We start from the raw sequence: 12,401 nt of genomic DNA, 5'->3' as shown, positions 1-12,401 counted from the left end.
TGAGGAATGGAAGTCGAGCGATCAAGGTTTTCAGGCGAAAAGTCGCTTCAGATGAAATGAATTAGAACGCTCGCAACTGGCAGAGTAGAACAATTGTCTCAATTGTTTGGCACCCTGAGTCAGCTATGCAGGCGAAACAATTAGGACAATTGTTCCACAATGGGCGAAGCCGTGGCCTTAAAAATGCGAAAGTCGAAATACCGCAGCACTGCGGTTTTAGTAAGTGTACGTCTCAAACGTTGATCTTGGCGGCCAACTTGTTCGCATAGTCACGAGACCAGGCGTCCAGTTCAAGTAAACGAGACAAACTTGGCGACGTCTCGTGATTGTGAGAACGCAGCGTCTGCTGGCAAAGTTCAACGATGTCAGTAAAGCGAATTTTGCCATCCAGGAACAGAGGAACCGCAATCTCGTTGGCACCATTGACCACGACGCCAGCGGTTCCGCCCACCTTCGCGACCTCGAATCCCAGCGAAAGGCCCGGGAAACGCTCGTGATCGGCGGGCAGCAGCGACATTTCCCACGGCTTTTGGCGATCCAAAACGGGTGCTGGGCAAGGCAGGCGGTTTGGGTAGGTCAGTGCGTACTGGATCGGAAGTCGCATGTCCGGCGGACTGAGCTGGGCGATCACGCTGCCGTCTTCGAACTCGACAAGCGAATGGATGATCGATTGTGGGTGAATCACGACTTCGATGCGATCGGCAGGTACGTCGAAAAGCCATTTGGCTTCGATGATCTCCAACGCCTTATTCATCATCGTGGCGGAATCGATCGTGATCTTTTGGCCCATATCCCAGGTCGGATGATTGAGCGCCTGGGCGGGCGTGGCGTCACGCATTTGTTGAGCGGTGGCATCGCGAAACGGCCCGCCGCTGGCCGTCAGGATCAACCGCCGCACGCCAGGAAAACGTCGGGAGAAGGAGCCGGCCGCAGGATCGCTGTCATTCGTCGCTGGATGAGTGGTCGCTGGCGAACCGTCCTGGCCTGCTTGTGAATCGTTGTCATTGGTATGGGGTGAGCGAGTCGCCAGGTGTCGCGATTCGGCTAAACACTGGTAAATCGCGGAGTGCTCGCTATCGATCGGCAATAACTCGGAACCGCTCGCCGCCGCGGCCTGAGTGACGACGGGGCCGGCGATGACCAGGGTTTCTTTGTTGGCCAGACCGACTCGTTTGCCAGCACGGACTGCTTCGAGGGTGCTTTCCAATCCGGCACGGCCGACGATGGAGGCGACCACGGTGTCGACCTCCGGGGCCGTCGCGGCTCGAACGAGTGCTTCAGGCCCGCAGTCGAGGCGGCATCGCCCGTGCAGATTCAGCTTCCTTAAACAGGTGTCCGCCTCGTCCCGGCGGCTTTCGTCAGAAACCACCACCGTTTCGGGAAGCGGCGCCGATTGGGCGGCCAAACGTGACAACGAGTCGATGCGGCTGTGTCCTGACAGCGACCACGCTCGCCAATCCGATCCCGGATCCGCCTGGCGAAGCGACCGAATCACGTCCAGCGTGGCCGTGCCAATGCTGCCGGTGGCGCCTAGGATGGCGACGCGGCCGGACGAGCAGGATCGACCCGCGGATTCCGATTCGCTGGACGATTTCGGTTGGCTCGAAGGGCTCAATTGGCCAGGCGAGCCTGTCGCAGTTTGCGGGTTCGTTGCCGATTCTTCCATGGAGGCATCCGGACGGGAGGCAGTGCCGGGCGAGGGCGTTTCGTTAGTGTGCGTTGAATCGGACAAGTGCGAGATAGGACAGTCAGGACAACGAATAGCAAAAACGAACGACCAAACCTTTTTTGTCCCCGGTTCGTCCCTATGATTCGAGCCTCGATTGAGACTTGTCCGCAATGCGGTTTGCATCGCGGTGTAGCACGCTTGCCGAATCGGCTAGCTTGGGCGTCAAATCGGGGGCAGGCTTGGTTCGACGGGCCGGTATGATGGCCCAAGTGGCCCAGCGTCACAATCCGAATACCGGGATCCCAAACGGAATAGGGTTCACAAACCGGATAACTGGCACGCCAGGACGCGGTTCAGCGGATTTCAGCAGGTCCCCCGTGCGGCGGTCGGGCGATCTGGCGACGCGTGACTAACTTCGAACGTGTGCCTGCGACAATCTCTTCACCTCATTCACTTGAAAAAATCAAACGTTTCTAATGAGCGAAAAACCTAAATCGAACCGTCCGTCCACCGAGAATCGCGGAACCGGAAATATCTGGTTGGTGTTGATCGCGATCACCGCTGCGGTGTTGATCAGCGCGTTCCTGGTCTCGGACACAAGAAAAAGGCTTCCTTACCCACAACTGAAACGGTTGTTGACGCTGGCCGCGGAACAGAACGAATCGCAGGCTATCCAGTCACTCGCTGATTCGGCGGGAGCTGGTTCGTCGGGAACGGAGTCGCTGAGAACGGATTCATCGAGTGCTGATTCGCCGAGTTCCGATACATCGAACAATGAAGCGCCGGCCGCTGCCGACAACATCGATGTTGCGGACGCTGGATCGGCAACCGATGCACAGCCTAAATTGGTTCGCAACGGAAATGCTGCAGCCGCTGACGCAAAAATCACCGTCGCTGCCGAAGATCAAAGTTACATCGTCGAGTACAGCCGCCCGCGCAACATCTTGTTGGCCGACGACCGGATCACCGGAACGATCGATTACCGAGTCGTCGCTGAAAAGGATGGTGAAAAGAAGTCGGAAAAGAAGGAAGTTGAGTTCCTGACTATCCGCGGTTATCCCAACGATGCGATCGCGGCGGAACTGGTGTCGTTATTGGATCGTTCGGGCGTCCAGTGGGACAACGATCGGCCGAGTCGTTTCTTAGAAAACCATTGGCCTGAGTTGCTGATGATCGGTGTCCTTGTGGCATTGGGAATCGTCATGCTCCGCCGGATCGGTGGCGTCGGTTCGCCGATGTCGTTCTCCCGAAGCCGCGGCAAACTGTACAGCGAAGATGACCTGCCGATTTCGTTCGAGGATGTCGCGGGGATCGACGAAGCGGTCGACGAAGTCCAAGAGGTGGTGGACTTCCTGCGAGCGAGCGAAAAGTACCAAGCGTTGGGCGGCCGAATTCCCAAGGGCGTCTTGTTGGTGGGGCCTCCCGGTACCGGTAAGACGTTGTTGGCGAAGGCGATCGCTGGAGAAGCCGGTGTGCCGTTCTTCAGTTTGTCGGGTAGCGATTTCGTGGAGATGTTTGTCGGCGTTGGTGCCGCGCGAGTGCGTGACATGTTCCAGCAAGCCGTCCAGCGAGCTCCCTGCATTATCTTCATCGATGAGTTGGACGCGTTGGGGAAAAGCCGCAGCGGCAATGCGGTCGGCGGCCATGATGAACGCGAGCAAACGCTTAATGCATTGCTGGTGGAAATGGATGGTTTCGACGCGAATGCAGGCGTGATCGTGGTCGCGGCAACCAACCGCCCTGAAACGCTCGACCCGGCACTGTTGCGTCCAGGACGTTTCGACCGGCACGTGCTGGTGGATCGGCCGGATGTTGCTGGTCGTGAAAAGATCCTGTCGGTGCACGTCAAAAACGTGAAGTTGGACGAAGGAGTCGAGCTGAAGGGGATCGCATCGATCACCAGTGGCTTCGTGGGTGCCGATTTGGCGAACCTTGTTAACGAAGCGGCGTTGCTGGCTGCCCGGAACGGCAAGAGTGCCGTTGGTATGGATGAGTTCAACGATGCCGTCGAGCGAGTGACGGCGGGGCTGGAAAAGAAAAACCGGGTGATGAACGAGGATGAAAAAATCCGCGTTGCTTATCACGAGTCGGGGCACGCGATTGTTGCCGCGGCATTGCCGAACACCGATCCGGTTCACAAGGTCAGTATCATCCCGCGAGGTCTGGCCGCTCTCGGTTACATGATGCAGCGACCTGAATCGGAACGGTTCCTGATGACCAAGTCGGAACTGGAAAGCCAGATGAAGGTGATGTTGGCGGGGACACTGACCGAAGAGATGGTGTTCCAGGACATTAGCACAGGAGCTCAAAACGACCTGGAGCGTTGCACTGAAACGGCACGCAGCATGGTGATGGATTACGGCATGAGCCGGATTGGCCGGATCAACCTTCGCCGCAACATGCGTTCGCCGTTCCTAGCGGGCTCCGGTGGCGGTGATTACCAGGTCATGCACAGTGAAGAGATGGCCAAGATGATCGACAAGGAAGTGTCGCGAATCGTCGAGGACATGCTGACGCAAACTCGTGAGATTTTGCACCAACGTCGTAACGTGCTCGAAGCGGTCACACAGCGACTGCTTGAGGTCGAAGCAATCGACAGCGACGAACTAATGCGACTGATCAAACAGCACAGTTCTGGCCCCTGGTTGGTACCTGGCACGGTCAACGAAAAACCGAAAGCCAAGATCGTCCCTCGCGAATCGGACGATACCGAACAGTCTCAAGGATAACCGTTGGAGTCCAGGCTTTTGCCGATTGGGACCTGGACGGTTTCCGCATGGTGGCGTTGTCTGTTTACCGCCACTTCGTGGCTACCTGGAGCAGCCTGAAGGCTGGACACCAACATCCGCTGGAGTCCAGGCTTTAGCCGATTGGGACCTGGCCGTTTTCCGCTTGGTGGCGTTGTTTGTTGCCGCCACTTCGTGGCTAACTGGAGCAGCCTGAAGGCCAATACCGCTAAGTTAATCTTCAAAAAAGGCAGCATCCCTGCGAGGATCGTGGTGTTCAAATACATCCCCTCAGCAAGGACGCTGCCATGGCCAATCATGACGCCCAGACTTCGCAGAAGCAAGACAAGTTCAGCGGGCGCGAGCGGATCGCGTGCTTAAAAAAACGGTCAACTGTCGCTTGCTTCGGGCCGAGGTTCGTCATCGGAATTTGGAGAAAAGAGCAAGCCGAAAGTGTCCCGCCGAAGTCATGGTCTTGTTTAATATCTCAATTTGGTTGTTCGGCAACGACAACTACACCCAAGTCTTCCGATGGTTGCATCGATTCTCCAGTAAGATGATGCCCACCTCCAGTGCCCTGACTCAAGCTCGAGCTCGCGTCGGCGTCCCCATCATGGCCTCGGTTTACCGAAGGGTTGTCCGGTGTCTGTGCGATGCCCAAACGTCGGGGGCTTTTTATGCGGGAAGAAGACTCGTCGCCGTTGATGGTTTCGTCTTGAATGTGCCCGACAGTGATGACTGTCGCCGAGCCTTCGGGAGGCCCAAGAACGGAACCTCCTTCGGGGCGTTCCCCCAAGTCCGAATTGTGGCTCTTTGCGAGATCGGCTCGCGTGTCTTTTTCAGCTTTCTTGCCAAGCCGATTCGCTGCGGTGAAGTCACATTGGCAAAGTATGTTTACCGTGATTTGCCAGCCCAAAGCTTGCTTTTATTCGACATCGGTTTCTGCGCGTATGAACTCATGCAGCAGGTCGTCGACGGAGGATCTGACTTTTTGGGTCGGTCAAAAATAAACCGCCGATTCCGCAATATGAAAGCGTTTGCTGACGGTTCTTACCTATCGGAAATTTACGCCACTGACTACGACCGACTGCATGATCGCAATGGCACCAAGGTGCGGGTGATCGAGTACACCTTGGATGACCCGCAGCGTGTCGGTCATAGAGAAGCTCATCGTTTGGTTACCACGCTTCTTGACCCTATCGAAACTCCGGCTCAAACGCTCATCGTTCTGTATCACGATCGCTGGGAAGAAGAGGTTGCGATTGATGAAGCGAAGACTCACTTGCGAAATTCACCGAAGCTCCGCAGCCACACACCTGCGGGAGTGGTGCAGGAGATCTACGGCTTGCTGATCGCTCACTTCACCATCCGCAAGTTAGCATTTGAGGCCGCCGCCTTAGCCGATGTACCGCCAAGGGGGATCTCGTTCACGGGCACCGTGAACGTCTTGCGTGTCAGTCTTGTCGAGTCGCCGCGATCACCCCGCTTGTTCGCAGGCTGGTACGAAACGATGATCCAAGAGATCAGCCTGCAGGTACTTGAGCCACGCCGAAACCGGGTCAATCCTCGGGTGATTAAACGTCCTCAAAGCAAATGGCCCAAGAAACGCCAGGAACACCGGAAAATGCCAGCTCCCAAGCATGAATTCGCCCGAACGATACGCTCGTAACTTAGCGGTATTGGCCTGAAGGCTGGACTCCAACATGCGCTGGAGTCCAGGCTTTAGCCGATTGGGACCTGAACGTTTCCCGCTCGGTGGCGTTGTCTGTTTACCGCCACTTCGTGGCTACCTGGGGCAGCCTGAAGGCTGGACACCAACATGCGCTGGAGTCCAGGCTTTAGCCGCTTGGGACCTGGACGTTTTCCGGGTGGGGCGTTGTTTGTTTGCCGCCACTTTGTGGCTACCTGGAACAGCCTGAAGGCTGGACACCAACGGGGGCTGGTGTTTCATTGTAAATCCTTGACGGTTTCTCTTAAAACCGGTGGCCTTTTTGCGGGCCGTTCTTGGTTTGTGTCAGGATTTCGGGGCCGGTTTCGGTCATCAGGATCGAGTGCTCGAATTGGGCCGAAGGGCGTCCGTCTTTCGTCCGCACCGTCCAGCCGTCCTGTTTGTCGCTCTTGGTGTAGCGGGTTCCCGCATTGATCATGGGCTCGACCGTGAAGCACATGCCAGCGAACAGACGGTCGATCCGGCTTTGGCGATTCGGGAAGTGGGGAATCGACGGATCGAGGTGGAATTGTCGGCCCAAGCCGTGTCCGACGTATTCGCGAACGACCGTGAAGCCGCGGCGATGGGCTTCGGGGGTGACCGTTTCGCCGATCGTGGCGACTCGGCAACCCGGCGTCAGTTGATCGATCGCTAGATGCATGCAATCGAATGCACACTGCGTCACGGCTCGTTTTTCCTCAGTGACCTCACCGATCAGGAAGGTTTCGCTCTGGTCCCCGTGCCAACCGTCGACGATGGTGGTGATGTCAACGTTGACGATGTCCCCATCTTTCAGTTCGGTTTCATCGGGGATGCCGTGACAGATGACTTCGTTGACGCTGATGCAGCAACATTTCGGATACTTTTGGTACCCCAGCGTGGCGGCCTTGTGGCCATGGTCGTACGTCCATTCGTGGACCATCTTGTCAATTTCGATGGTCTTGATTCCGGCTTTCACGTGCGGCCGGAGGACGTCCATCAGTTCAGCGTTCACGCTGCCGGCACGCCGCATCATGTCGCGCTGAGCGTGCGAGAGGATTAGTTTTTTTTGCTTGGTAAGCATGCGTTGCTTTCACGGGGGATGAGTGCCGCGTCAGTCTAGCAGGTTTGTTTGGCCGATTAAATATCCGCCTTCGGCAAGTTTTCTTAGAGTTTTCTGACTCGAAATACCGGCTCCGGTGTCCAGCTTCGCATCCCTATCTGCTGATCACCCTGAGGGTTGGAGCGACACCATTGCGGGTGGCGGAGCTGGCAAACATGTGGGCGAGCCCGCGAACATTCGTCTCGCTGGTCTCGCGAACAAGAATCAACGTGGCGATTCCGTTAGTGTCAGCGGCGAGGAATTTCACAAGCTGAGGACTTTCAATTGTGGCGTAGCCGCTGTCTTGCCCTTGCGGAATAACGAATCGACCAAGCAGAACGCTGTCGGATGGATCGATCGCCGCACCCGCTTTGTTGGCAGGGGCGTTCTCCCAAGTCAAAGAATCCGGTTCCCAGTCGTCCTGGCTCTCGTCGGTCAAGCCGTAGACGGCGAAGGTGGCGTCGGGAACCAGCGATGCATAACCACGAGTCGACGGGATGATACTAAGTTGAAACGAGGCGCGTTCGATCGACTTACCTTGGATCGCGGCGAGGTCCAAGGCGAGGTAAGCCTTCGAGTTGTACTTCGCATTCATGGTGGAGTTCTTGATGACCAAGCGGGTTTTGAAGATGCCCGAGCGTGGTTCGAAGGGCAGGATGTTCTTTTCACGCCCTTGGCCGTCCCGAGTCGTGATCGAAATGGCGTTTTGGAAATCGTCATGAGCACTGTTGTCGCTGATCGCGGCGGGCACCTCATCGGCATCAAAGTCAATTTGGTCGAACCGTTCGTCTTGAACGATCGTGCGTTCGCCCGTTAGCATGCGTTGCTTCTTTTGCGTGGTGCGTTGTTGGACGTCCACGACACCCTCGAACACTTGCACATCAGTCATCCCAGCGATGCGATCGACAGCGACGCCGAATGAGGTTCCGTGATCGACCAGTACGGCAGCGTTGGTGTCCACGCGAAAGCCTTGAGCTTGTGACGGAACGGTCGCAAATAGCCGGCCATCGTGCAGGACGCAGTTCATCGAATCGATTAGCTCAACATCCGCAGGAGCTTCTAAAGACATGTTCACGCCCGATGCGAACTGGAGCGTGGCCAGCCCGGATAACAAGTTGATGCGCCCTCGCGTGAGTTGCGACCCTGGCGATGTCGGCAACGAACTTTCGCCCCAGGAACAACCTTTGCTGCTGACTAGCGTGGCGACGACATCGGGTTGTTGCGTCAGAGGCTGAACGCGTTTGGAATCGACAAACCAATCGACGACCAGGATCGCGATCCCGGCGGCCATGACCGCGAGCAACCAGTTTTGCCACGGAGCTTGGCGGTTCGCGTTTGCTTGTCTTGGCGTGAGTGCATTGGAGTCGTCTGGTGCAAATGCACTTTCAAGCAGATCCCGATTGTCGGCGGCACTGACTGGAATTGCCGTGCGATGCAGTGCCGCATGCGTGCTGATGTATCGCAGATAGCCTTGGCGGAAAGCCTGATCGCCCGCTACCAACTCGTTGAGCTGAGCCGCATCGGCCTCGGTCAGCGTTCCCTCGATACTTTTGTCGAATAGCTCGTAAGCCTGCTCCCAAATTGGATCGGAAGAATCGTCGCCAAAGGAATCGTTTGAATTGGATTGGTTGGTCATGCGGATCGACCTTGGGTTTGGATGGCGTCGGTAATGCAGCGGTGCAGCGACCGTCGGATGCGACTAAGCGATTGGTAGATGGCGTCGGCCTTACGTCCTGTAGTGGTAGCGATGCGGTCGATCGATTGCTCGTCGAAGTAACGCAAAGAGATGATGGTGCGGTGGTCATCGGGCAACTTCGCAATGCAACCCGCCAAAGCCGACTGGCGTTGGTCCAACTCCTTTTCCAAGCCACCGATCTCACTGGCCAGCAACTCCAGTGTCTCCTCAGGAAAGGGTTGCAAGCGTCTGGAGGGGCGACGTCGGAACTTCAAAACTTGATGAAAGACGACCTTGCGTGCCCAAGCCCCGAAATCGGTGCCGGATTCGAAACGACCAAAGCTTCGCCACATCACCAGTTTGGCTTCCTGGAGCACCTCGTCGGAATCTTGTAGGTGCGGGATAAGAAGGGTGGCGTAGTGCGCCAAACGAGGTTCGTGTTCGGTTAACAAACAAATGAACTCTTCGGTGCGGTCTGGCGCGGGACGGGTGGATGACATCGGATGGTGCGCGTTTGCGGGACGGCTAGGCGGTGGAAAAACTTAGCCGCAGTTTAGGCGGAGGACTTTGCAAGGTTGCCGGACGATTCCGGGTTGCTGACGAAGGCAGTCTTGGTCGGACGGTCAAGTCAATGCGTCCTGCGGACAAAGTTTCGGTCGTCGGTTCAGTACTGGGCAGGTTCAGTACCGGGCAATACGAGTGCAAGTCGCTTGAGGAACGAATTTTGACAGGTAAATCCGCACGTGACCCAGGTTTTGTCAGAAATCGTCATTTTCTTGTCAGATTGGCCGCGGTCGGGCGCCTGGTAGTTGATAGCCACGACTCGTACCCGAACGTCGAGTTCCAACCGTATTGGATGAGGCAACGAATCCCTCCGTGAAGTTCGTTTCTGATGGACTCGTATGCCTCGTCCACTGCCATGATTGGAACGGACTCGTAGAATCGTCCACTACCAAGAACTGCCGTTAAATCGCTGTTGCCAAAGCACTAGCCGCATGAAATCAATCGCTCTGCTCCTCATCTTCGTCTGTCTCCTTTGCTCACCGGTTGCGTTGGTGCTCGCTGAGTCATCGGCACGTGAAGCGAAGATGACCGAGCAGCATCTTGCTGTGTTCGAAAAGTACTGCCTGGATTGCCACAGTACCGACGAGAGCGAAGCGGGTGTGGATTTGGAAAGTATTCCATTAACGGTCAGCCAAGACATTGCCACCGCCAACATGTGGCAGAAGGTGCTCAACGCGATCAACTCAGGCGAGATGCCACCAGAGGACGCGGAACAGATGACCGACCAGGACAAAGCTCGGTTCCTGGAAGACCTGACCGACCAGATGGTCTTGGCACGCAAAGTTCTGGGCGATTCAGGCGGCGTGATTCCGCTGCGACGTTTGAATCGGCGGGAATACGAAAACACGATCGAGGATCTGCTGGGAGTGACGCCAGACGTCAGTTCATTGCCCGACGATCAAGCGGGAGCGGGCTTCGATACCCAGGGTGCATCGCTATTCTTTTCCAGCGACCAGCTTGAAAACTATTTGGAAACTGCCAGGGCGACACTGCAATTGTGTCTGATCCCTACAAAAAAAGCGCCGTCCCGAACCCGCCGCGTCGAACCGGAAGAGGCACAAACCAAGGTTTACCAAGAGTACCTCGACAAGATCACGGATGAGTACGAGCGTTCGATGGCGTGGAAGGCCCAGGACGAAAAGCCACCGTCGGAGTTTGGCGTCCTGGATGAATACCAGGCTAGGAAAAATCTGTCGCAGTATCGCGATTGGTCGCCTCAGTTGAAGGAGTATCTGCAACGTCCGGAGACCAAGACGGGCGTGGCGTTAATGTTGACGATCAAGGGTGGCGGCTACACCAAGGTGAAGTTGCCGACGTTATTCGAAGGGGCCTCGGGGAAGTACACGATTCGGTTTCGTGCGGCACATTACCCTGGAACGGATAGCCGGTTTCACTACGTCGAACTCTCGTCGGGATATGCTAGCTCCACCAAGCGACTGGGCTGGCGGAAGGTGACCGCAACGCTGGATGATCCAGAAATTCTGACCTTCGAGTTTGACCATCAACCTGGGCAACGGGAACAACTCTGGCTTCACCAGCGGACGCACCAGGACCGCGCGGACAAGAACCTGTGGACGATCCATCAACAGGAAAATGGGTTAGGAACACCTCCCGGGGTTTGGATCGATTGGGCGGAAGTGTCAGGGCCTGAGCCGGATTTGGCTCCCGCAAACGCGGCGAATCGAATTCTGATCGAGCGTCCTGATGGTTTTAGCGACGACCGCTACGCGATCGAAGTTTTGCGGCGTTTCGCCGTGCGAGCTTTCCGGTCCACACCACCAAACCGAGAATTCCTGAAGCAACTATTCGGGCACTATCATGCCAACCGAAAGATGGGCCAATCTTTGGTCGAGGCGTTGATTGACCCGCTGGCGATCACTCTGGCATCGCCTGAGTTCCTGTATATGGTCGAGGAGGAGCGAGAAAATTCCCGGCGGCTTTCGGATACGGAACTGGCCGTTCGTTTGTCTTACCTGGTGTGGAGTAGCCAGCCGGATGACGATCTCATGCAATTGGCTGTCAATAACGAGTTACATGATCCGGTGATACTTGACCAACAACTCACGCGAATGCTGGCGGATCCGAAACAAGTGAATTTTGTTCGCGACTTCGTGCACCAATGGTTGAGCATGGAACGGCTAGACATGTTTCAGTTTGACGGTGTGCAGTTTCAAACTTTTGACAATGCAACACGCGAGAACGCACGCGAGGAGATCTTTCAAACGTTCATGCATGTCATGAATGAGTCGTTGCCGCTTGGAGATTTGCTGGACTCCGATTACGTAGTGGTGAACGATGTGATGGCGGACTATTACGGTTTGCCCGCTGTATCAGGATATGAGTTCCGTAAGGTTTCCATTCCGTCCGAATCACCTCGCGGTGGATTGTTGGGAACGGCCGCGGTCAGTGCGATGGGGTCGGATGGTTTGCGCTCGTCGCCAGTGGAACGCGGTGCTTGGGTATTGCGTCATTTGCTGAACGATCCGCCAGCACCGGCGCCGCCCAATGTGCCTCAGTTGGGGCGTTTGGCGGGCGAGGTTTTGTCCGCTCGCGAGCTACAGCGGGCGCACCAAGAGGAACCGCAATGTGCCCAGTGTCACCGCAAGATTGATCCAATCGGCTTCGGACTGGAGAACTTCGACGCGGACGGTTTATGGCGGGACAAAGAATTGCTGACCACCGGAAAAGGACGCCGAAAGAAGACGGTTGAGTTCGACATCCTGCCCAATGGCCAATTGCCCGATGGGACCGAGTTCGCCAGCTACTTCGAATTGCGTGACGCAATTGCTTCTCGTGAAGAGCAATTCGCTCGCGGATTTGCCGAAGCGTTGATCGCCTATGGGCTTGGGCGACCCTACGGCTTCACCGATCAAGATTTGGCCGACGAGATGATGTCGGCGGCGAAAGCAAGTAACTACTCCGTTCGTGCGTTCTTGGACGCCTTCGTTCAATCCCGTTCATTTCAATCACGCTAAGGA

Annotated in this window: 8 protein-coding genes; 4 read left to right on the top strand and 4 right to left on the bottom strand. The window is 56.3% G+C overall.

What is annotated here, in order from left to right:
* Positions 1-232 precede the first annotated feature (232 nt).
* Positions 233-1,666, bottom strand: coding sequence for a 1-deoxy-D-xylulose-5-phosphate reductoisomerase (dxr, locus tag ACR3ZL_RS16255; RefSeq protein WP_486172782.1), 1,434 nt, complete (start codon positions 1,664-1,666; stop codon positions 233-235).
* Positions 1,667-2,301: 635 nt separating this feature from the next.
* Here dxr and ftsH point away from each other — a divergent pair.
* From ftsH to ACR3ZL_RS16240, 3 genes are all read left to right on the top strand, one after another.
* Entirely contained in the window at positions 2,302-4,398 is a 2,097-nt protein-coding gene (ftsH, locus tag ACR3ZL_RS16250) for an ATP-dependent zinc metalloprotease FtsH (protein ID WP_473653544.1), read from the top strand.
* Positions 4,399-4,768: 370 nt separating this feature from the next.
* Complete coding sequence (locus tag ACR3ZL_RS16245; protein WP_473652071.1) at positions 4,769-6,064, top strand: IS4 family transposase; 1,296 nt, start codon at positions 4,769-4,771, stop codon at positions 6,062-6,064.
* A gap of 34 nt (positions 6,065-6,098) precedes the next feature.
* On the top strand, positions 6,099-6,314 hold the full coding sequence (locus ACR3ZL_RS16240) for a hypothetical protein (protein WP_473652072.1): 216 nt from the start codon (positions 6,099-6,101) through the stop codon (positions 6,312-6,314).
* Between the two features lie 54 nt (positions 6,315-6,368).
* Here ACR3ZL_RS16240 and map read toward each other — a convergent pair whose 3' ends face one another.
* The 3 genes from map to ACR3ZL_RS16225 form a co-directional block, all read right to left on the bottom strand.
* The gene (map, locus tag ACR3ZL_RS16235; RefSeq protein ID WP_473652073.1) at positions 6,369-7,166 is read right to left on the bottom strand and encodes a type I methionyl aminopeptidase; all 798 of its coding nucleotides are present in this window, start codon (positions 7,164-7,166) and stop codon (positions 6,369-6,371) included.
* A 133-nt stretch (positions 7,167-7,299) separates the two neighbouring features.
* Complete coding sequence (locus tag ACR3ZL_RS16230) at positions 7,300-8,820, bottom strand: DNRLRE domain-containing protein (protein ID WP_473652074.1); 1,521 nt, start codon at positions 8,818-8,820, stop codon at positions 7,300-7,302.
* Positions 8,817-9,359: a sigma-70 family RNA polymerase sigma factor gene (locus tag ACR3ZL_RS16225; RefSeq protein ID WP_473652075.1), complete on the bottom strand. Its 543-nt coding sequence runs from the start codon at positions 9,357-9,359 to the stop codon at positions 8,817-8,819. The genes ACR3ZL_RS16230 and ACR3ZL_RS16225 overlap by 4 nt, the downstream gene beginning before the upstream one ends.
* A gap of 495 nt (positions 9,360-9,854) precedes the next feature.
* Between ACR3ZL_RS16225 and ACR3ZL_RS16220 the strand changes: the two genes are divergently transcribed.
* A complete protein-coding gene (locus tag ACR3ZL_RS16220; RefSeq protein ID WP_473652076.1) occupies positions 9,855-12,398 on the top strand; it encodes a DUF1592 domain-containing protein in 2,544 nt (847 codons plus the stop codon).
* Positions 12,399-12,401 lie beyond the last annotated feature (3 nt).

This window comes from Rhodopirellula sp. J20-39 (assembly GCF_057365095.1).
Note: the sequence above shows the minus strand (reverse complement) of the source record. Positions and strands in the feature narration are given on the sequence as shown.

What these genes read in the sequence shown, in the direction of transcription:
- dxr (WP_486172782.1), bottom strand. Translation starts at nt 1,666, where the DNA reads ATGGAAGAATCGGCAACGAACCCGCAAACTGCGACAGGCTCGCCTGGC.
- ACR3ZL_RS16240 (WP_473652072.1), top strand. Translation starts at nt 6,099, where the DNA reads ATGCGCTGGAGTCCAGGCTTTAGCCGATTGGGACCTGAACGTTTCCCG.
- map (WP_473652073.1), bottom strand. Translation starts at nt 7,166, where the DNA reads ATGCTTACCAAGCAAAAAAAACTAATCCTCTCGCACGCTCAGCGCGAC.
- ACR3ZL_RS16230 (WP_473652074.1), bottom strand. Translation starts at nt 8,820, where the DNA reads ATGACCAACCAATCCAATTCAAACGATTCCTTTGGCGACGATTCTTCC.
- ACR3ZL_RS16225 (WP_473652075.1), bottom strand. Translation starts at nt 9,359, where the DNA reads ATGTCATCCACCCGTCCCGCGCCAGACCGCACCGAAGAGTTCATTTGT.
- ACR3ZL_RS16220 (WP_473652076.1), top strand. Translation starts at nt 9,855, where the DNA reads ATGAAATCAATCGCTCTGCTCCTCATCTTCGTCTGTCTCCTTTGCTCA.